The following is a 20,191-nucleotide window of genomic DNA, read 5'->3' as shown; positions in this document are numbered from 1 at the left end:
AAATTCCATACTAATTTTTCCTTCCTACATTCTACATCCGACTCCCTACTTTTTATATTTCATCTCATGAAGAAAATAGCATTCCAGGGCCGTCGCGGGGCCTATAGCGAAAGTGCCGCCTACCACCTGTTCGGAAACGATATCGAAGTCGTGCCGATGGACACGTTCGAACAAATTTTCCAGGGCATTGAAACAGGAGTCGTTGACGGAGGCGCCATCCCTATAGAAAACTCGACCGCAGGTTCCATTTACGACAACTACGACTTGCTTTACAAGTGGCGCCATCCGATTGTCGCCGAAGTCAAGTTGCAAATTGAACATACGCTCTGTGCATTGCCGGGCACAAAGCTCGAAGACCTTACCGAAGTGCTGAGCCACCCGCAGGGACTCGCCCAGTGCAGTCGCTTTTTCGGGCAGCACCCAAACATCAAGAGTACCGCTTTTTACGATACCGCAGGCAGCGCCGAAGAAATCGCGAAGCGCGGCGACAAGCACATCGGTGCGATTGCAAGCGCATACGCCGCCAAGTTCTACGGTCTTGACATTTTGAAGCAGGGTCTCGAAAATTTGCCGGGCGTGAACTTCACGCGCTTTTACGCGATTCAAAAAACGGCCATTGAATTGCCGGACTTTGAAGCAGGCAAGAAGCCGACTCCGCCTATCAAGACGACGCTTTTGTTCATGTTGAGCGATTCAAGCAAGTCCGGCGCTTTGTACGAAGCGCTCGGTTGCTTTGCCAAGCGCAAGCTGAACCTCACGCGCATCGAGAGCCGCCCGCATCCGGACCGTCCGTGGGAATACATTTTCCACCTTTCGTTCGAAGGCAATCCGAAGGACCCGAACGTCGTTGAAGCGCTCAAGGAACTACAGCAGTACACCGATTTTATTTACCGCCTCGGAAGCTTCCGCGAAGGAACAACGGAGAAACTGAGTTATTAAGCTATGGGCACACGCTAAAGCGCTTTCAGTACGCTACGCTTTGAGTTATGAGCTAAAGCACAATGTCATTGCTCAGAGCAAAGCGACCCCATACCCCACCACCCCAAAGGAATTATTATGTCCTACACACGCACAGATCGCAAACCTGAAGAATTTCGCAATCTCAAGATGACCACAGGCTTTATCTCGAGCGCCGACGGTTCCGTCCTTATTGAAATGGGACGCACACGCGTCATCTGCAACGCAACGCTCCTCCCGAAAGTTCCGGACTGGCTTGCCGGTCGCGGCACGGGCTGGATCACGGCTGAATACAGCTTGCTCCCGCAAAGCACGGGCAAGCGCGTGGAACGCGAGCGCAAGGGCGCGAGCGGCCGTACGCAGGAAATCCAGCGTCTGGTGGGCCGTTCGCTGCGCGGCGCAGCCGATCTCGCCGCACTCGGCGAGAACGCCATCGTCGTGGACTGCGATGTAATTGAAGCCGATGGCGGTACGCGAACAGCCAGCATTATCGGAGGCTTTGTCGCCCTCGCGATTGCCGTAAAGAAAATCAAGGAACGCCTCGGCATCACGCAGCAGATTCTGAAGCACGGTATCACCGCCATTTCTGTGGGCGTCGTGAGCGGCAAGCCGCTTTGCGACCTTTGCTATGTCGAAGATTCTGCCGCCGACGTCGATATGAACGTCGTGATGCAAGACGCGAAGAATTTCATCGAAGTGCAAGGCACGGGCGAACACGCCAGCTTTGACCGCGCCATGCTCAATACGCTCCTCGACCTCGGCGAGAACGCCTGCAAGGAAATTTACAAGAAGCAGATGGAACTCATCGGCGGCGAACTTCCGTAATTTAGAGAGGAGATTCCCGCCTTCGCGGGAATGACATTTCTACGGCAATAGATGAGAGGAGATGGCGGATCTTGCTTCGACATTGCTCACTTCGGCGTTGCTCAGTGCAAGCAGCACAGGAGTCCGCCATGACGTAACCAGGATGGTGAGCCTGCCGAACCACACGGCAACAGACGAGATATGAGAACACCCGTCGCGATTGCGACGGGTTTCATGTTATTTGATAACGAGGCCCATTTTCCCGGATACAAACGGATCATCGTCGTACTCGCAGAAGTTTGTTTTTTCAGAATATTTGCCAAGGCCCCTTATATTGAATCGGCTCTTAGTATTTGCATCACCTTGCACGGCAAAGAGAATCGACGTCATAAATGTTGTACTGACTTCACTAAACACCGTCATAAATTTATTCCAATCGGCACATACCGTCTTTAGCTTAACGGACTTGGGCAATGTCATCTTAGGCATTCTAGAGAATTTTCCAAATCCACTCTCTTGAGCATATGCCAAAACAACTTCCAAGTCAGCGTCCGAAGCATACGTTACACACAAGCCTCCCCACTCCGAAATATTCGCCTTAGCCACCGGTGAATCACCTTCAGACGGATCAACTACGCCAGCGACATGAAAACCTATACCCAAATAACCTTCTTTTGCAAATTCTAATTCTCCACAAACGCCCATACAGTAATCATAAATTTCATCGCCCGTCGTATATTCAATCCCAAGCGATTGCGGCCATTTTACAGAACCAACACCGGACATATCGTCGCCAAAGCTGAACCAATACCCCGAAGTTTCGGTACCATTATCTAATCCCGTCATCACACGGTCATTCGATCCAGGATTCGACAACCGATTCCAAAGCCCGCTAACCGTCTGCGGAACTTCGCAATCTCCGCTAGCGCTACTACTGCTACTTACAATAGTTTGCCCAGAACTGGAACTGCGCAAAACAAAGAGTCCTTCCAAGTTACCATTACCCTTTGTTAAAACTTCAGCATAGCCATCAACTTCACAAGTTCCATTCGCATCGTATTTACCAATAGCGGCGATAGAAAGGTGTCCATTAGTATTATCTGAGCCCGGCATAACGAAACGAATACTAGACGCATGTTTTGAAGCCTCTGTAGCATTCAAAGCATCCCAAGTAATGCATTTTTCTACAAATTCATTTGATTTAACAAGATCAGTCTTATAAAAAGTAACGCTATCAGTATAAAGTTTCAGAAGCACATCCCTATCCGCAGCATAAGTCACACAGATGCCTCCCCAGTCACTGATATCGCCATACAATCGGATGGGGTTCGAGACATAGGGATTATCAAAACCAGCAACTTCGAATCCCATTCCCGCAAAAATTTCATTTGATAATCCTTTTCTAAAACGAAATTCAGCGCAATAACTTCCACAGAATTCTAAAAGAGCCACGATACAATCATATTCAGGCCCTTCATAAACGCACACATCCGGCATATGAATTTCAGTAACACCGCCAGCAGGGTCATCGCTAAAATTATACCAAAGCCCAGCATAACGTAAGCTATCAGGATCAAATCCTGTATTCACCAGATAGTCGCCCTTGCTGGCATTCCACAAACAAGCTGCCGTATTTTTCGGCACTTTTGCACTACTTGAGGAATTTGCAGTCTCGCTACTCGACGAGATATTTGCGGCACTCCCGCCAACATCGTCGCTACTCGTTCCCGTAACAGACGAACTGCTTTCGTCAGTCACTGGCGGCACAGAACCACCCGATGGATTATCATCGGAACAGGCGACAAGGCTAAACAACAGAGCCGATGTCGCAATAACCAGTATTTTATTAAACATAATATCCTCCCGTTATATTAATTTCGCTGTAGAAGCTATCTGCATCCTAGCTTCTACCAAGCAAACGTTCATCGTAGGTACCAAGGGATTTGATATTGAAATTTTTCTGTTCTCCCGAAGAACCTTCAAACTTAATGAGAATTACTTTAGCCTTTTTCGCATCCTCGTCGCCATAACGTTCAATATCACTAGAACCATTTTTTAGGACAGTGAAATCATGCCATTGGACACATTTTGTCATAGGCGACTCCGGATCAAGTAGAGCTGCAAACCAAGCATGAGGTTTCGTATTGTGGTCCGACTCATCGCCAAGTTCCGATACCAGGTAGACTCGGAAAGATGCGTCCGATGTATAGGTTAAACAAATGCCGCCCCAAGACGAAATATCCGCAGTTTTATTTTCATCAGCAACCATGAAACCAATAACCCGCTGTTTCACCTTCGATATTTACTTTAGGCTCTCCGGTCGCGCCATCCCAAAGGTCATTTTTGAACGACATAGGCGTTTGGCTCGATGGCGATTCTACAGAGACACCTCTCGTTTTGTCATCAGAACAGGCCTAGGCGCCAAACAAAGCTGGCAACACAGCAATACTCCATAACTTTCTGAACACGAAAGTAACCTCCTACACTCCATATCCAATATAAATTATAGATTGCAGAAAGTCAACAATTTATTAAAAAGCTTTCACTTTGGATTCGTCGATAATGCAAGCACCACCAGCTATGTATTTTCCAACAGCAACAATGTTGAACCGGATTTGGTTAAACACATTTTCACTCGAACGGACTTCGAACTTGATATCACTAGCAGATTTTTCTAAACCAGCAGTAGACATTTCATCCCAAGAGACGCACTTCTGAGTCAAAACAGTAGAGGCGGCCAAATTATATTCTTTTTCAATAGAATCTGAGGCAAGCACCATGCGTATGTTCTTTTCGGCCATGTAGTACACACAAATTCCACCCCAATTGCTAATGTCCACCGCTTTCGAAGAATAAGCCGAATCCGCAGATTCACGAATGACCATATTAAAGCCAACGCCAGCATAAGCCTGGGATGCATTTCCTTTGTCCAAAGAAACGCTAGCCGAAAGACCGCCCACAAACAGACTTTCATCAGTCAACCATTCAATAGCGTTCTTATAGTTCGGGGCCTCCGCAGACCAATACAACAGAGAAGCACCACCATCGCTGCGATCATTATAAGAAAACCATCGTCCTCTGCTCATTTCATCCATGTCATTTTTTACAAAAGAGCTGGGCTTGTCAGAAGTTCCGTTCCACATGCAAGAAACCGTATCTGCCTTCGTGGGTTCTACATATTCAATAGAATCCAAATTCTCGACACCATGCTTATAAGAGCTCACGCCCTTGATATTGAAGAATCCTGATTCCTTCGCCTTACCGACAAATTTAAAGATAATCGATGAGGCTTTTTTAGAAGCTTCAATACCAGAATTGTTGTTCGGAGAATTTTGTTTAAAATCAGTCCACTTTGCGCAGCGAGCAACTGCGTTTCCACTGACCGTCTTGTCAAAATTAACCGTAGGCATGTCATCAGAAGCGCCATTTTCATAACTAAGTACGCCTTCCATAGAAAGCTCAGATTCATACGAGACGCAAATGCCATCCCATCCAGAAATGTCTATGGAAGAATCGTTTTCTGCAAGCGCTATACCCACGCCAGCACTGGGATCAGACGCTTGTCCGAGTTCTACGGTTCCACAAACACCACCACAATACGCGACAATAGACTTTATGTTGTCAGAATTAAGATTTTCTTTTTCAATGGTCGGGAACTTAATCAAGGACGAGCCATTTCCACTTCCGTCATTCACGCTAAACCAATGTCCCGACACGCCATTGCCCATATTTACTTGCAAATCGCCATTCGATCCATCCCACAGATCGAACTCGGCAATGGAATTACCTTCTTCGGTAATCCCTCTGGAGCAAGCAACCACCCCAAGAAAAGCAAATATAGCAGATAAGTTAAGAATCAGTTTTTGCATTAGACTTATCCTCTTTCCATGTCAATGGAAATAGCTGTAAATTCAACCTATAAACGCGTTCTGTACCACGGCTGTTCAAGGCAATTTGAGCAATTCTCTTTCGGCAGACATCGAGTTCCTGCAAGATTTTTTCATAGTCTTCTGCAGAAATGCCCATAGTGAGTCCCGTAAAATTTCTTTCCGATGGTGCATACCGGATGATCGCTTCTTCTGCAAAGTGCGCCATTTCGCGATGCATATAACGCAAGGCAACAGACACTGCCGACGTCACGCCTTTTAGATGCTTATCCACCTGTTCATAAGCATCGCCGTTCTTTTTCAAAAGCCCGGCACGAACCATAAATTCTAGCGAATTGCGGACTTCTCCAGCAGAAACGACTTGACAAAAGCGCTTTGCGATTTCTCCCGGAGTCGCTCCTGGCATTACCGGAGCAAGTTCCCTAACAACGGGATTTATCCATGACTGGAAATACTTAAACGCATCGCCATCAATAATTTTGACTTTGTTTTTTGATGCAAGCCGCAACATGGATTCATAGGCATTTTTACGCTCCTGATCGGTCTTCGCATGACAATAGGAGACCATCGTCTTGAAATACTCAAATTCAAAACCCGCAAGCCCCATCGCAAGGCCAACCTTTTCGGCCCCTTGAGGAGAAAGACGCGTTTTCCCTTCACAAACCAATTTAAGATAAGTCGGAGACGTAAAACCTGAAGCACGAGTAAACTCTCGCCACGAAAACGAAGTTGTCCGCTTCCGTTCATTGTAGTAGTCTTGCATGTATATGCGATAGTCTTCGTATTCCGTTACCGGCGCCATAACCGTAAATATACAATACAACAAGAAGCAAAGCAACATTTCATGATACTATTCATTCAATTTTACATCAAAATACGCAAACTTTGCATTTCTTAATTAAAATCAATTAAATTCATGATACTAGAATGTTACAAAAAAAAGCGGGACAAGCCCGCTCCGTTAAATCTTCCAGTCGCAGAAATTTTTCAACATGGCAAGGCCAACTTCACCACTCTTTTCCTGATGGAACTGGCTTGCAATTAAGTTATCCTTACCTAGGAGTCCCGTAAAGGTCTGTGTGCCGTAAGTCGTCTCGGCAAAGGAATATTCAGCCGGAACCTGCGGGTAGTAGGAGTGCACGTAGTAGAAGTCGCAACCGCTGCGAATGCCCTTCATGATCGGGTGTTCGCGAGTGAAGTTCACCTGGTTCCAGCCCATGTGCGGAATCTTGAGGCCCGGTTCATCCTTGAAACGCACTGCGCGTCCCGGAATAAGCCCAAGCGTTTTCACGCCGCCGTCTTCTTCGCTTTCTTCAAGAATGATCTGGCAACCGATGCAGATGCCAAGCACCGGGTTACCAGCTTTTACGACAGCCTTGATAGCTTCGCCGATTCCCGTCTTGGTCAAGGTTTCCATAGCAGAGGCTGCGGCACCGACACCTGGGAAAATCAAGCGCGTCGCTTTCGCAATTTCATCCGGATCGCGACTCACTTTAGCATCAGCGCCAATGTACTTGAGAGCATTCATCACCGATGTCAAATTGCCCGCATTATAATCCACAACAGTAATCGCCATAATGACCTCTTTAATTTTACAGGAACAAAGATAGAAAAAGAACCGCCGAAGCGGTTCCCGTAAATAATTTGGATTTGATTCTAAATTAGAACCAGCGCCAGGTCACACCGATGAGGATCGTGTTTTTGTGCTGAGAATCTTCGTCCAAGTCCTTATCGTAAGCGACATCGTAGCCGACCTGGAGTTCAAAGAGCGGAGAAAGCGTCACAGCGAGGAGGTTTTCCCACTTGCCGTCAATTTCATCGAAGCCCTTGAAGTTCACGAAAGCCCACAAGCGGCTCTTGAAGCTGACAAGGTCAGAGAAAGAATACTTGAATTCAGTAATGCTTTCGAGGCCCGGTTCATCCTTGAACTTTTCAACTTTCTTCGTGTCCGGATCATCAGCATAGAGGTACTTGTTCGAAATGGTCATGCGGTTGGCAAAGCCAAGGCGCGTAGAGAACATGTCATTCGGGAAGTAGCCGATACCAGCCATCTGCGTGACATAGCCCGGATCCATGAACTTGGAAATCGTCGTCTTGATTTCGTTTCCTTCTTCATCTTCGCTATATTCATAGCCTTTCATGAACTGAGATTCGAAACGGGCGCCAACATAGGGCTTAAACTTTTCAAGGGCGTTGAAGTCAGCCATTGTTTCATAGAAAATCTTATCCGCAGATTTGCGCTTGCCAAGCCCATCGGTCCATGTTTGACCAAGAGCAAGATTCAGCTTGTTGCGCCAGTCAGCGACACTCCAGTGAGCCTTAAGATCTGCATCATAAGTCACCAGCCATGTCGAAGACGATGTTCCGCTTTCCTGATGCCAGTTGTAAAAATTCATACGGGTGAACTTTACTGCAGCGACCACATCAGCAGTCCAGTTTTCAGGGAGATAGCCTTCAAACATTCCCCCTTCAGCGAAAGCCGTCGATGCAGAAATGAGTGCTGCACAACCGATTGCGAATAGTGATTTTTTCATGTTTCTTCCTTGTTTATGGTCCTTCTTTCCCATAGACCTTTTGTGTTCGTACTTAAAGATAACATTTTTTTAATAGAAAAACGGATTCAACATCATTTTCGATTACTATTATTACAAACATGTTATTCAAGCGCCTTGTTACAGCCGTATTTCTCGTTTTTTTTGTCCAAAGCTCTTTTGCATCAGAAGGCTCCAGCGACTCCGCTGTCACCCCGCAAAGAGGAAAAAAAACTTGGCAATTCGAAGCGGGAATGTCTGTAGGGAGACCAACCCCAATCATGATAAACGGCGGCGTTGGTTATAAGAATGTCTTTTTCAGGGCAATGGGAGGCGGGTTCCGCTTCGGCCCCGATGATTTCTGGACAGGTTTTCGCGGGAGCGTCGCCTGGAAGTTCTTCAGAGAATTACCTTTTTCGCTAGACCTCGGACTTGGCGGCGGATACGCCTTCGCCAAAGCCCCAAACGAAATCCACAAGGCATTGAACAGGGCTAACGGCAAGCGTTATGTGCGTTCGTACAACTACAAGGAATCACTAGATATTTCCGCAGAAGTACGTGCAAATATTTATGGCGTGTTTACGCAAATCGGGATTCCCGTCCATTACTTCATGAAGCACGACGAACCGACTGTGCTCTGGCAAGTCGGGTATGCGTACAAGTTCTAAATAAAAAAATCCCGGCTCGGATGAGTCAGGATTTTTGAAAGCTTTGAGAAGTACTAATTACTTCTTGAGGCTCGGAACGCCACCGAAGTCAACGTTCGTCTTCTTGCCGAGCAAGAGAGCGCGAGTCTTGAGCGGGAGGCCGTAGCAGCGGATGAAGCCAGTAGCGTCCTTCTGGTCGTACATGTCAACGTCCGTGAAGCCACCGAGGCCCATGTCGTACAAGCTGTACGGGCTCTTGATGCCAGCCGGAATGATGTTGCCCTTGTAGAGCTTGAGGGTCACGTCACCAGTCACAACCTTGTTCACTTCATTGAAGAAGGCGTCCATAGCCTGGCGGAGCGGAGTAAACCACTGGCCATTGTAGACAAGGTTTGCATAGGTCATAGACATCTTCTGGGCTTCGAACAAAGTTTCCTTGTCGAGCACGAGCTGCTGCAAGCATTCGTGAGCCTTGTAAAGGAGCGTACCACCCGGAGTTTCATAAACACCGCGGCTCTTGAGGCCGACGAGGCGGTTTTCGACGATGTCCAAAAGACCGCAAGCGTTCTTGCCACCGATTTCGTTCAAGAATTCGAGAAGTTCAACAGCGCCCATCTTCTTGCCGTTGATAGCAACCGGATTGCCCTTTTCGAAGGAGATCGTCACGTGATCAGCCTTGTTCGGAGCCTTTTCATACGTGTTGGTGTGCTTGAGGAATTCGTACTTGTGTTCCTGTTCCGGGAATTCCAAGACGCCACCTTCGTGAGAAAGGTGCCAGAGGTTGCCGTCTTCGGAGTAGATCTTCTTCTTGCTGATGCCGTTGAGCGGAATCTTGTGTGCAGCGGCGTAGTCGATAGCGTCTTCGCGGCTGTGGAATGTCCAACGCGGGTCCTTCCACGGAGCGATGACTTCGAGCTTCGGGTTGAGTGCTGCGTAGGTGAGTTCGAAACGGACCTGGTCGTTACCCTTACCGGTAGCACCGTGAGCAACAGCGTAAGCGCCTTCCTTTTCGGCGATCTTGACCTGGTACTTAGCGATGAGCGGACGAGCGAAAGACGTACCGAGGAGGTAAGTGCCTTCGTACTTTGCACCGGCGCGAACGGTCGGCCAAACGTATTCTTCAAGGAATTCCTTCTTAAGGTCGAGAACGTAGCACTTGGAAGCACCGGTCTTGAGAGCCTTTTCTTCGAGAGCCTTTGCGTTCGGGAAGTCATTCTGGCCGAGGTCGGCTGCGAATGCAATCACTTCGACGTCGTAGGTTTCCTTGAGCCAAGGAATGATGATGGAGGTGTCAAGTCCACCGCTGTAAGCGAGGACGACTTTCTTCTTGGATTCTGTTTTAGCCATTTTGAATGTCCTTTGAGATAAAACTTTTGACGTGATAAATGTAGTAAAAAAAGTTATTAGTTGTTAGTTAATAGTTATTAGTCATTAGTTACTAGTTAATAGTTACCAGTTGATAGCAATTAAATGATTGTTGGTAGTTAATCGTCAATATAGTTGGCAGAATTTTCTATTTTCAAAATATGAAACTTTCGGACAGAGCGCTTGGTTACATTTCTTTCATTGTATTTGCCTGCATTTTCGGCGGTATCTCATTTGGCATGTGGGCGGCCCACCAGAACGTGCGCCAAACGGCGATTGTCGATTTTAACGAACTTGGTTCTTTGCAACCCGAAGATCCCGTGGTTTTGCGCGGCTACCGCGTCGGCACAATCGGAAGCGTCACCTGGTTGAAAGACAGATCCCGCGTAAAGATCAATTTTACGGAACCTCTAACGCTCCGCGCGGGCACTCAATTCAACAACATAAACTACGCCCTCATGGGACAGCGCCGTCTCGAAATCATTCCTTCGAAAACAGGCGAAATCATGCCAGAGAACCACGTGTTCCAAGGGCATTTTGAACCGGGCATTGCAGAAACACTGCGCCTCATCGAGAATGTGAACGAACAGCTCGAAGCCGTGCAGAAGACAATTCTTTTGCTCGCCCAGGGAGATTCCTCGCACAAGTCCGCCCCAGAAATCTACGAAGAGGCAATGCACTCCATCGAAGATATCTTTGCGCACACAGAAAAGACAGTCGGCTCTCTCGGCACGAAAATGAACAAGCTCTTTAAGCAAGTGAACTCGTCGAGCAACGCGCTGACCAAGACCGCACTCCAGGCCGACACGGCCATCAAGACGGTTACCGCAACAGCAAACGAAAAGATTTCACTCGTGGATTCCGTCGTTCTTTCGCTTACCGAAAACGCAAAGAAGACAAACGAAGTCATCACAAGCATCGAGAAGGGAATCGATTCCGAAACGCTTTTGCAATCCAAGGAGCTTGTTGAAAATATAAACGATATTATCGCCAACCTCAACAAGGCGGTTCAGGCCATTGATACAAAAAATCTCGGGTTCAAGGATAAAGACGGCAAACCGATTAAGCTGATTACATGGAAGAACATGAACATTATCGGTGACAACGCCCGCGACAAGGCCCGCAAGCGCTTAGAAGAAGCCAAGGCTAAACAAGAACAGAACAAAGCGGGCAAGTAAATGGATTTATCAAACCTGCCCGGACTTGGCCCTAAAAGGGTTGAAAAGCTCAGCAAATCTGGTTTAAATACCGTCGCCGATCTTTTATACAACATTCCGCGCACTTACCTCGACCAGACAAAGGTTACAAAGATTGCAGACCTGCACGATGGCGAGCGAGCTGTCGTGATAGGAATCATCACGCGCGCAGGGATTGTCAAAGGGCGCATGTCGCGCTTTATGGCCGTCCTTACCGATGGCACTTCCGAGATTTCACTTTTATTTTTCCGTGGCACACGATTCATTGCAAGCCGCGTGAAACCAGGCACTCGCTGGCTTGTATCAGGTACGGTCGGATTATATCGCGGACTGCAACTAGTGCACCCGGACATGCAGCCGTTCGACGAAGGCGAAGCGTTTAACGGACAAATTCTCCCCGTTTACCCGATTAGTGAAATCTGCCGCGAAGCGAAGATGGAACAGCGGTTCTTCCGCAATTTGTACAAGACGATTTTCAACTTTCCGGGACTCACGCTCCCGAACGCTTGCCCGCGCGAGCTCACGGACTATTTGCACTTTGCGCCGGTGATGGACAATCTCCGAGCGCTCCACATGCCCAAGGATTTTGATTCCATTTACAGAGCGAAGCGCGAGCTTAAGATTCTGGAGCTTTTGCCATTTTGCCTGCGCATGGTGAAGCGCCGCGAAAATCAAAAGATTCGCGGGCATGAACGCCAGATTGATTTGGGGAACGTGATGGCGGCGAAAGCGCGCCTCCCGTTCCAGCTGACCGCAGGTCAGGACGCGGCGCTGAATACAATCATTGACGGTCTCAATGGAAAAAAGCAATTCCACGCACTGTTGCAGGGCGACGTGGGCTGTGGAAAGACCGTCGTCGCCATGCTCGCCATCATGGCGGTCTGCGGAGCAGGCGAACAGTGCGCCCTGATGGTCCCGACGGACATTCTCGCCCGCCAGCATTTCAAGTCGCTCAAGCCATTCTTTGATGCAGCTGGCATTCGTGTTCATCTGCTTGTCGGGGCGACTCCCGCTGCCGAGAAGAAAGTGATTCTCGGAGAACTGCAAATGGGCCTCTGCAATGTCGTCATCGGGACGCATGCGCTCTTTAGCAAGGACGTTTTCTTTGCAAAGCTCGGACTCGTGATTATCGATGAACAGCACCGTTTCGGCGTGAGCCAGCGCGAAGCGCTGCTCGCCAAAGGCGACTACCCCGACATGCTCGTGATGAGCGCGACGCCAATTCCGCGAAGCCTCGCGATGACGCTATATGGCGATTTGAAAGTCATCAGCATCAAGGAAAAGCCCGCAGGCCGCAAGCCCATCAAGACGCGTCTCGTGAACGCCGCGAAACGCGAATCCATGAAGCAGTTTATTTGCAAGGAAGCCGCCGGCGGAAATCTCTGTTACTGGATTGCAAGCCGAGTGAACGCCGATAGTTCGGACTATTCTGCGGGCAGTTCCGAGAATTCATCCGCAAGCGATTCAAGCGCCCGCAGCGTCGATGACATCGTGAACGAGATGCGATCCTTCATCGCCGCCATCGGCCACACCGATGCAAATATTGCAAAGCTCAAAGTTGCAGGTGTCCACGGTCAAATGGACGACTCGCAAAGAGACGAAATCATCAAGCAGTTTGCCGCAGGCGAAATCCAGATTCTCGTCGCCACAACGGTTATCGAAGTCGGCGTGAACGTTCCTGCCGCAAACCTCATGGTCATCGACCAGCCAGACCGATTCGGTCTGGCGCAGCTCCACCAGCTGCGCGGACGCGTGGGTCGCGGCAATCAAGAAGCCTGGTGCTTTTTGATGACGCCCGAAGGCGAAGCCGCCGAAACGAGCATGGAACGCCTCTCACAATTTGCCGCCACCGAGGACGGCTTTGAAATCGCAGAACTTGACTTGAAAACCCGTGGCGCCGGAAACCTCGAAGGCAACGAACAAAGCGGCAACTGGGTTTTCCGCTGGTTCGACTGGATTCACGACCAGGAACTCATTTCGCAAACGCTTGAACGCGCGGAGCACATATTAAAAGACGGTTCCGCATTCAACGAAACCGCCAAAGAAAAAATACAGACTTGGTATAACGAGAAGCCCTCGGCAAACGAGGACGGCGTCCATTAAAATCTAAAGCAAGCGCGTCATTGTACCGACGACAAGCGCAATCAGGACAACATTCAAGAAGAACATCGCACGGCGTACGATCAAAAAGAAAATCGCCTGCCAGTGGAAAATATGGTCGGTCGGATTGACGAGTTCCTTCGCTGCAAGGAACACATTGATACCACCCGTCATCACAAGCATCAAGGCACCCGCAAAATACCCTTCATTCCAAACGAGAATTGTAAGCCACGCACCTGCGATCATGGCAATAATGCCGATGATAATTTCAACACGCATAAAAACGCGCTTGACTTCTCGAGCTCTTTTTCGACGATTCTCGCGAGCAGCCTCGTCTTGATTTTTTTCTTCATCCGTCGCCATGTTCAAGCTCCCTTAAAAGTTTATAAAGAATAAGATGTCGTTACCGAGAAATGAGCTTTACCTTTGCGAGCGCCATTCAGCGGGAAACTTATATCGATTTTGTTTATCAATCGTGTGATAGACTTTGTCTGTGCCAGTCGCACACCGCAACCCAATACATAAATCAAATCCTTACGATTGATATCCATCACACGAGCAGCCGTTTCGCCAACACTGCCAAAAGCGACAACAACAGGCGCAAGCGTCAATATTTCAATATCCGGGAACCAGCGCTGTTCCAAATTTGCATAAACACGAGCTTGCCCTGCGTAAAAACCAGTCGGGAAGCCAACAAAGCCATCAGCTTTTCCAAGAGTCAACTGATAGCCATATCTAGCATTATCGTAAACATCCAATAAGCCAGACAATGCAGTTGCAAAGCGATCGCTCGGATGGAAAATATATTCACCATTCACGCGACCAAAAAAGTCATGACGCTTGCCATGGTCCAGATAAAAGTTCATATAAGACTTTAACGTCAGGTGGTGAAATTCCCGTCCAAGATACAGATTCGTCCAGAAATCTAAACGAATATCATTGTTCGCAGCTCCAATTTGTTCGTAATTTTTAGAAATCTGAGCTTTAACGGAAAAGCCCTTGTCAACATCTTCGGTCCATTTGACATTATGGAAATTTTTAATTTTTTCATAACGTAAATTAGAATACATCACATAAAAGCCCAAGCGAGAATCCTTTCGTTCCGGCACCCATTCGTTAACAGCGCTTGCAGAATCAATCGCGTAAGCTTTCTTTCCATCCGTAAACTGGTAACGCAAAATTTCACCCTTATCTGCGGTTTCGCGCAAATAATCATACGTTGCCCCTAAATACAGTTTACGCTGTTTTCCGCCGAAAGACCGGCTAAAACGGAAACTGAGTGAATCGTTTATATAATCTTCGATTTGCATCAGTTCAACAGTTTTCTCACCATTGAAAAGCGGGAGCGAATCCAAAGCGCGCTTAGGCTTTACTTCAACTGTTCCATGCGGAAGATCGCCACTTCCATAGACATATGCATTCCGTTTGTTTTTCAAGCCCTCAAGAGTATAGGCCCACTGGTTCGTACTGCGGCTAAGAAACGGCACATACATTTTCCAGCTAGCCAAATAGCCATCAGTATTGTAACTGTACAACAAATCCAAATGGTTATAGCGGAAAAGGAAATGCGGATCGCCATATTCCACCTGCAACATGTTGCGAAATTCGTCATGACCGTAGTAAAATCCGAGCTTTTGCCCAAGCCCAAGGAAATTGCTTTCCTGAATACCGAGGCCCCAGACCAAGTTGTCGTAAGACCATTCGCTTCCCGAAAAGCCAAACGTCACAGGGATCGTAAGCGTCCAGTTATCACTCGTCTGGACGGTCACGACATTCTTGCCATTTTCGCCGGCAACGGAAATATTAGCATCGGATAGGAATTTCTGGTCTCGCAAAAAACGTTCCGATTCCAGAAGAAAATGCAGGTTGACCAAGTCGCCTTTATCGAATAGCAAAAGCTTACGGACTGTAGCTTCACGTGTTTCGATATGCACCCAATTCAAGATATCGTACGCCCACTTATCGTATTTCGTATGCACACGAGAATCATCAAATGCATCGCCAATTTCATATCGAATTTCATCGACTCGGAAAACGGCATTAGAATCCAGCGCGCCTGCAACAGACGCCGAAACAAAGCACAACAAATAAAATATCAAATTTTTCACAAGGAGAATATACAATTTTAGACGAGTGACGAGAGACAAGAGACGAGAGATTTCGCCGATTTCTATACTTGCACGTTCCCGTTGCTTTTTCTACATTTGAAGGCGGGTAGCGGATGGCCGCCGGCTTCACAGCTGGAGGAAAGTCCGGGCACCGCAGGGCAAGATGCTGGATAACGTCCAGGCGCGGAAACGCGACAGAAAGTGCAGCAGAGAATAGACCGCCCGCAGCAATGCGAGTAAGGGTGAAACGGCGAGGTAAGAGCTCACCGCACGACTGGTGACAGGAGTGGCATGGTAAACCTCATCCGGTGCAAGACCAAGCAGGATTCCGCTCGAAAGAGCCTGGTGCGGCCCGCGCCAGCTGGATATCCGGGTAGGTCGCTTGAGGCGGTCGGTAACGATTCGTCCAGAGAGATGGTCATCGCTCCGCAAGGAGTACAGAACCCGGCTTATAGTTACCCTATTTGAATGCCTCCGCTAAGAGCGGAGGCATTCTCCTTATAGATTATCTCCAAGTCCTTTTTTCTATGAATTCGTCGTAATCGCCGTCTTTCCACTTCTTTTCGTAATCTTTGCAATCATCTTCGTAATCGTCCACCTGCGAATGAAGCGTTTCCAAGTGTAAGTTCTGGAAGCTAATAACAAAATAATAGAATCCGTTTCCACAATAAGTTTCGGTATAATTTCTCTTGTGTGAGTTTTCTTTTAACCCGTCTTCATACTCCAAGCACATGGCCGTTTTTTCATAAGACGTTGTATAAAAAAAGGAGTCTTCGTAATACTGAGTCCCAGTGCCGTTTTGGTCAAACGTAAATTTTTCCACATGGCCTTTGTATTTCGGAATATTCACCTTAATCTGTTTCCAGTACGAGCCATCTGCATTTGTGCCATCCGTAACATCGCAATAGAAGCCTTCGTCCCCATTCGGCGGGAAACTTCCTGTCGTTTTGCTCGTTGTATTTGAACCGGAACCATTACTATCGCCACTCGATGCGGAATCATCGCAAGCCGTCAACGCAAGAGCAAACGCAATCGTGCCCAAAGCCAATAATAATTTATTCATTTCATTTCTCCTTTTTTATTTATATCGTAATTTATAAACTTACAAATTTTCGCATTCCCACAACAGTCACAGCAACGCTAACTACAGTAGACAAAAACAAAATTACAACTGGTATAAGCAAGCCCTGCAAAAATACTTCGTGCCCCATTTGCACTAACAAAAGAAGAGGAACTATAAAGAACAACGTCATATGAGTTGCCGCACGGACAGTTTTTACACGAAGCGACACCATCAACGAAAATGCGGTCGTGAGGAGCACCGCCGAGAGCGCACCAAGCATAGATGCACCAGCCTCCAGCGTTGTAATCTCGGAATGCGAAAACCAATAGCCCAACTGCGCCAAAAGTGCAAACACTAGCGGAAACGGAAGAACGGCAAGGAGCTTGCCCCAGAAAAGTTTCGCAGGCGCAATCGGCGAAAGTTGCAAAAGTTCCAGCGAATTGCGTTCGCGCTCGCCCGCAAAACTGTCACCCGCCAAAGGAGCGCCCATCGGAGCCATCAAGCAACCGAGCAGAAGCATCATGTAGCTTTCCATGCCCTGCATAATCTCGCCACCGTAACGCGACACGGCAATCGCCTGGCTCGCCGCGAGGATTACCGGCGGGATGATGAACGGGATCCAGAAACGCGGATCCCTGAAAATCAAACGAAGTTCGTGTTTAAAAACATGGAGCATATTAGTAGGCAGTAGGTAGTCAGAAGTTGGCGGTCGGGAATTGAAAAAATATAAGGACTTTGCAAAAGATAATTTAATCATCATGAAAGCAGAGATTAACGATGTAAAAGGCGCGTCAAAAAGCTTGATTTTGAAAAAACGTCGTTTTTTACGTCAAAACAAGAAAAAAAATCTCTTTTTTACGTAAATTTTCAACGTTGTCTGTAATTTAACGTTCTTTTTTGAGGCAAAATGTACTTTTCAGCACACAAATTTCTCATCAAAAACATTTTTTCACCCATAAATGTCGCTGTGAAGAATAAAATTTTGTTTTTAAAGCGCAAAATTCATTACTTTGTTTAAAAGTTTACGTCAAAACGCGTATTTTTCCCCGAAATTGACGTAAAAATTCTCAAAAAACATGAAATCAATCCCGAAAGGCATATTTTTTGTATAATATCATTACCGATTTAATAATAAAGAAATTTTTGTCAAAGGAAAATTTTAATGAAAATCTCGTCCTTCCTTTACTTCGCAAACTTCTGGCTAAAGACAGTCCTTTTCAAAAAGAAAGATCCGATTTTAGGCACCGTCATCGTAACCGACCGCTGCAACCTGAAATGCAAGCACTGTTCCGTCAACAACATCACTTCAATCATGCATCCCTACACCCAGATCAAAAAGGAGATGCAGACATTGTACGACATGGGCGCGCGGATTCTATTCTTCTGCGGCGGCGAAACGTTCTTGTGGAGAGACGGCGATTTGACAGTCAGGGATCTGGTCATCGAAGCCAAGAGAATGGGCTTCATGATTGTCAACGTGGTCACGAACGGAACACAACCCATCGACTTGCCCGAAGCGGACCTGCTTCTGCTAAGCCTTGACGGCGACAGGGAACGCCATAACGCCATCAGAGGCAACACATTCGATACCATCATGGAGAATGTCAAGAACGCCACCGCAGACAACATCTGCTTCTACATGGCTATCAACCAGATTAACAAGGATGCCGTGCGGGATGTTTGCCAGATCGCGAAGGACACGAAAAACGTGCGGGCGGTTTCGTTCAATTTCCACACGCCTTATCCCGACACGAGAAACCTTTTCCTGTCCAAAGACGAAAAGCAGAAAATTGCAGATACCATCTTGCAGATGATGGACAAAGGCTACCCGATATTCAATCTCAAGGCTTCCCTCCCGTACCTCGTCAACAACAGCTTCCCCACCCCGTGCTACCAGTGCCTGGTCATCGAAGACGGCAAAATTTCGGTATGCGGAAGGTGCATCGACGTTCCGGGACTTTGCGAAGAATGCGGTTACTTCTTCGTTGCGGAATACACCCTGCTTTTCAGGGGCAATTTGAAAATCGCCTTCGAAGCGGTAAGGACATACCTCAAGTACGTATAAGCTAACGAGAGTTTTTTGAATGAGTTTGAGAACGACTTTAACTAGAGCGTGGCTGACCCGGTCCATTAAGCCTTTTTTATTCAAAAACGAATACGACGAGATTCTCCCCTTCGAGGAATGTGAGAATCTCGGCCTCTACGTGCATATCCCTTTCTGCAAAAGCATCTGCACATTCTGCCCCTATTGCAAGACCGTCTATAACAAGGCTCTGTGCGACCGCTACATTGACGCGCTGATAAGGGAAATCCATAAAGTCGGCGGTCAATACAAAAACAAGAAAGAAACGACCAGCCTGTATTTTGGCGGCGGCACACCCGCCCTAATCGCAGATAGAATCGGAGAAATCATAGAAGCGATCCAGGAACATTTCATCGTAACCGAAGGCGTCGGCGTCGAGCTGCACCCCGACAACGTGAATGTCGAAACACTCCAAAGGCTGAAAAATGCGGGCGTTACAAAACTCAGCATAGGCATCCAATCGTTCCAGGAAAAATACCAAAACATTCTCGGGCGAAAGAAAGTTGACGCAAACAAATTAAAAGAAGCCCTAAGCGCCGTGGAATTCGAAACAGTTTCCATGGACTTCATCTTCGCGCTCCCCGACCAGACTTACGAAGACATCAAAGCGGACGTGGATACCGCATTCGAAAGCGGCGCAAACCATGTAGCAATTTACCCGTTCATCGATTTTTCCTTTACCAAAAGCAAAGTGAAAACGATGCCGAAAAAGCAGAAAAAGGAGCTGCTAGACCGAATCACCGCCTACTTCAACGAGAAGGGATACCACCGCAGTTCCATCTGGACTTTCTCGAACAAGAAAGAAGCCAAATATTCATCCATGACCCGCGACAGCTTCCTCGGATTCGGATGTTCCGCCACAACACTCCTTCAAAAACAGTTCAAGATAAATACCTTCTCCGTAGAGGAATACTGCAAGAGGATTGACAGCGATAAGTTGCCGACCTCATTGACCATCCGCTTCACACCAAGGCAGAGGATGGTGTATTACCTGTTCTGGACGCTTTACAGCATGCAACTGGACGAAAAGAAATTCGAGCATTTCTTTGGCGTCCCGCTCCAGAAAATGTACGGCTTTGATTTCTGGCTAGCGCAAAAAATCGGATTCCTGACAAAAGAGAACGGAGTCTATTCCATGACCATGAAGGGAGCCTTTTACTATCATTACTACGAGCAGTTCTACACGCTCTCTTACATTGACAAGATGTGGGGAATAATGAGGAAAGAAGCGTTCCCGGAGAAGATTGAATTTTAGGGAATTGTTTTCGCTTGCAGAACAAGGATTACGTAGCACAGCTACGCAAACACGGATACGAAGTTCCCGCAAATTACAAATGATTATAAAAGTATATTAAAGAAGTAACTTTATATCGGATAAAACTGTGGAAGTTCAATTCATCAACAAAGTCGTTTTTATCGCAACCGCCATTATCATATCCATCATCAGCAT

At 47.4% G+C, this 20,191-nt stretch carries 19 protein-coding genes and 1 other RNA gene; 9 read left to right on the top strand and 11 right to left on the bottom strand.

The features are described from left to right. The first annotated feature begins 66 nt into the window (after positions 1-66). Positions 67-939, top strand: coding sequence for a prephenate dehydratase (locus B7990_RS09445; RefSeq protein WP_088640725.1), 873 nt, complete (start codon positions 67-69; stop codon positions 937-939). 117 nt (positions 940-1,056) lie between these two features. Further along, on the top strand, positions 1,057-1,782 hold the full coding sequence (rph, locus tag B7990_RS09440) for a ribonuclease PH (RefSeq protein WP_088640724.1): 726 nt from the start codon (positions 1,057-1,059) through the stop codon (positions 1,780-1,782). A gap of 216 nt (positions 1,783-1,998) precedes the next feature. Here rph and B7990_RS09435 read toward each other — a convergent pair whose 3' ends face one another. From B7990_RS09435 to B7990_RS09410, 6 genes are all read right to left on the bottom strand, one after another. Beyond that, a complete protein-coding gene (locus tag B7990_RS09435; RefSeq protein ID WP_088640723.1) occupies positions 1,999-3,615 on the bottom strand; it encodes a hypothetical protein in 1,617 nt (538 codons plus the stop codon). 46 nt (positions 3,616-3,661) lie between these two features. Beyond that, the gene (locus tag B7990_RS09430; protein ID WP_088640722.1) at positions 3,662-4,054 is read right to left on the bottom strand and encodes a hypothetical protein; all 393 of its coding nucleotides are present in this window, start codon (positions 4,052-4,054) and stop codon (positions 3,662-3,664) included. Between the two features lie 238 nt (positions 4,055-4,292). Further along, a complete protein-coding gene (locus B7990_RS09425; RefSeq protein ID WP_088640721.1) occupies positions 4,293-5,630 on the bottom strand; it encodes a hypothetical protein in 1,338 nt (445 codons plus the stop codon). Continuing rightward, positions 5,611-6,450, bottom strand: a complete 840-nt coding sequence (locus B7990_RS09420) for a TIGR02147 family protein (protein WP_088640720.1) — start codon at positions 6,448-6,450, stop codon at positions 5,611-5,613. Before B7990_RS09420 ends, B7990_RS09425 begins: the two co-directional genes overlap by 20 nt. Before the next feature lie 159 nt (positions 6,451-6,609). Continuing rightward, the gene (gene hisH / locus B7990_RS09415) at positions 6,610-7,224 is read right to left on the bottom strand and encodes an imidazole glycerol phosphate synthase subunit HisH (RefSeq protein WP_088640719.1); all 615 of its coding nucleotides are present in this window, start codon (positions 7,222-7,224) and stop codon (positions 6,610-6,612) included. A gap of 85 nt (positions 7,225-7,309) precedes the next feature. Continuing rightward, positions 7,310-8,182, bottom strand: a complete 873-nt coding sequence (locus B7990_RS09410; RefSeq protein ID WP_088640718.1) for a DUF3078 domain-containing protein — start codon at positions 8,180-8,182, stop codon at positions 7,310-7,312. 278 nt (positions 8,183-8,460) lie between these two features. Here B7990_RS09410 and B7990_RS09405 point away from each other — a divergent pair, with 278 nt between their 5' ends. Further along, a complete protein-coding gene (locus B7990_RS09405; RefSeq protein WP_254917436.1) occupies positions 8,461-8,847 on the top strand; it encodes a hypothetical protein in 387 nt (128 codons plus the stop codon). Between the two features lie 57 nt (positions 8,848-8,904). Here the strand turns inward: B7990_RS09405 and B7990_RS09400 are convergent, their stop codons facing one another. After that, positions 8,905-10,173: an argininosuccinate synthase gene (locus tag B7990_RS09400; RefSeq protein ID WP_072827569.1), complete on the bottom strand. Its 1,269-nt coding sequence runs from the start codon at positions 10,171-10,173 to the stop codon at positions 8,905-8,907. Positions 10,174-10,352: 179 nt separating this feature from the next. On the opposite strand from B7990_RS09400, the gene B7990_RS09395 reads away from it, so the two are divergent. Both B7990_RS09395 and B7990_RS09390 read left to right on the top strand, forming a co-directional pair. Next, on the top strand, positions 10,353-11,369 hold the full coding sequence (locus B7990_RS09395) for an MlaD family protein (protein WP_088640716.1): 1,017 nt from the start codon (positions 10,353-10,355) through the stop codon (positions 11,367-11,369). Beyond that, a complete protein-coding gene (locus tag B7990_RS09390; protein ID WP_088640715.1) occupies positions 11,370-13,490 on the top strand; it encodes an ATP-dependent DNA helicase RecG in 2,121 nt (706 codons plus the stop codon). It abuts the gene before it with no gap. A gap of 3 nt (positions 13,491-13,493) precedes the next feature. Here B7990_RS09390 and B7990_RS09385 read toward each other — a convergent pair whose 3' ends face one another. Further along, positions 13,494-13,850: a hypothetical protein gene (locus B7990_RS09385; RefSeq protein WP_088640714.1), complete on the bottom strand. Its 357-nt coding sequence runs from the start codon at positions 13,848-13,850 to the stop codon at positions 13,494-13,496. A gap of 20 nt (positions 13,851-13,870) precedes the next feature. After that, positions 13,871-15,574 carry a hypothetical protein gene (locus B7990_RS09380; RefSeq protein ID WP_254917435.1) on the bottom strand — a complete coding sequence of 568 codons (1,704 nt, stop codon included), beginning with the start codon at positions 15,572-15,574 and terminating at the stop codon, positions 13,871-13,873. Positions 15,575-15,698: 124 nt separating this feature from the next. On the opposite strand from B7990_RS09380, the gene rnpB reads away from it, so the two are divergent. Continuing rightward, positions 15,699-16,061: RNase P RNA component class A (gene rnpB, locus B7990_RS09375), an RNA gene on the top strand. Between the two features lie 39 nt (positions 16,062-16,100). On the opposite strand, the gene B7990_RS09370 is transcribed toward rnpB, so the two are convergent. Beyond that, positions 16,101-16,658, bottom strand: coding sequence for a hypothetical protein (locus B7990_RS09370; RefSeq protein ID WP_088640713.1), 558 nt, complete (start codon positions 16,656-16,658; stop codon positions 16,101-16,103). Positions 16,659-16,689: 31 nt separating this feature from the next. Further along, on the bottom strand, positions 16,690-17,334 hold the full coding sequence (locus B7990_RS09365; RefSeq protein ID WP_088640712.1) for an ABC transporter permease: 645 nt from the start codon (positions 17,332-17,334) through the stop codon (positions 16,690-16,692). Between the two features lie 40 nt (positions 17,335-17,374). Here B7990_RS09365 and B7990_RS14950 point away from each other — a divergent pair, with 40 nt between their 5' ends. The 3 genes from B7990_RS14950 to B7990_RS09355 all read left to right on the top strand — a co-directional run bounded on the left by B7990_RS14950 (position 17,375) and on the right by B7990_RS09355 (position 19,996). After that, positions 17,375-17,521 carry a hypothetical protein gene (locus B7990_RS14950; protein ID WP_173354766.1) on the top strand — a complete coding sequence of 49 codons (147 nt, stop codon included), beginning with the start codon at positions 17,375-17,377 and terminating at the stop codon, positions 17,519-17,521. A 299-nt stretch (positions 17,522-17,820) separates the two neighbouring features. After that, positions 17,821-18,723 (top strand): radical SAM protein, encoded by a 903-nt coding sequence (locus B7990_RS09360; protein WP_088640711.1) that lies wholly within the window; start codon positions 17,821-17,823, stop codon positions 18,721-18,723. Positions 18,724-18,742: 19 nt separating this feature from the next. Next, positions 18,743-19,996, top strand: a complete 1,254-nt coding sequence (locus B7990_RS09355; RefSeq protein WP_088640710.1) for a coproporphyrinogen-III oxidase family protein — start codon at positions 18,743-18,745, stop codon at positions 19,994-19,996. Positions 19,997-20,191 lie beyond the last annotated feature (195 nt).

This window comes from Fibrobacter sp. UWB4, assembly GCF_002210345.1.
In the GTDB taxonomy this organism is placed as follows: domain Bacteria; phylum Fibrobacterota; class Fibrobacteria; order Fibrobacterales; family Fibrobacteraceae; genus Fibrobacter.
The sequence above is the reverse complement of the archived record's forward strand: the minus strand, read 5'-3'. Positions and strand labels throughout refer to the sequence as shown.

Excerpts from the sequence above, each read along its gene's own strand:
- B7990_RS09385 (WP_088640714.1), bottom strand. The coding sequence starts at position 13,850 with ATGGCGACGGATGAAGAAAAAAATCAAGACGAGGCTGCTCGCGAGAAT.
- B7990_RS09395 (WP_088640716.1), top strand. The coding sequence starts at position 10,353 with ATGAAACTTTCGGACAGAGCGCTTGGTTACATTTCTTTCATTGTATTT.
- B7990_RS09425 (WP_088640721.1), bottom strand. The coding sequence starts at position 5,630 with ATGCAAAAACTGATTCTTAACTTATCTGCTATATTTGCTTTTCTTGGG.
- B7990_RS09435 (WP_088640723.1), bottom strand. The coding sequence starts at position 3,615 with ATGTTTAATAAAATACTGGTTATTGCGACATCGGCTCTGTTGTTTAGC.
- B7990_RS09360 (WP_088640711.1), top strand. The coding sequence starts at position 17,821 with ATGAAAATCTCGTCCTTCCTTTACTTCGCAAACTTCTGGCTAAAGACA.
- B7990_RS09420 (WP_088640720.1), bottom strand. The coding sequence starts at position 6,450 with ATGGCGCCGGTAACGGAATACGAAGACTATCGCATATACATGCAAGAC.
- B7990_RS09355 (WP_088640710.1), top strand. The coding sequence starts at position 18,743 with ATGAGTTTGAGAACGACTTTAACTAGAGCGTGGCTGACCCGGTCCATT.
- B7990_RS09410 (WP_088640718.1), bottom strand. The coding sequence starts at position 8,182 with ATGAAAAAATCACTATTCGCAATCGGTTGTGCAGCACTCATTTCTGCA.
- B7990_RS09390 (WP_088640715.1), top strand. The coding sequence starts at position 11,370 with ATGGATTTATCAAACCTGCCCGGACTTGGCCCTAAAAGGGTTGAAAAG.
- rph (WP_088640724.1), top strand. The coding sequence starts at position 1,057 with ATGTCCTACACACGCACAGATCGCAAACCTGAAGAATTTCGCAATCTC.
- B7990_RS09405 (WP_254917436.1), top strand. The coding sequence starts at position 8,461 with ATGATAAACGGCGGCGTTGGTTATAAGAATGTCTTTTTCAGGGCAATG.
- hisH (WP_088640719.1), bottom strand. The coding sequence starts at position 7,224 with ATGGCGATTACTGTTGTGGATTATAATGCGGGCAATTTGACATCGGTG.
- B7990_RS09365 (WP_088640712.1), bottom strand. The coding sequence starts at position 17,334 with ATGCTCCATGTTTTTAAACACGAACTTCGTTTGATTTTCAGGGATCCG.
- B7990_RS09445 (WP_088640725.1), top strand. The coding sequence starts at position 67 with ATGAAGAAAATAGCATTCCAGGGCCGTCGCGGGGCCTATAGCGAAAGT.
- B7990_RS09370 (WP_088640713.1), bottom strand. The coding sequence starts at position 16,658 with ATGAATAAATTATTATTGGCTTTGGGCACGATTGCGTTTGCTCTTGCG.
- B7990_RS09400 (WP_072827569.1), bottom strand. The coding sequence starts at position 10,173 with ATGGCTAAAACAGAATCCAAGAAGAAAGTCGTCCTCGCTTACAGCGGT.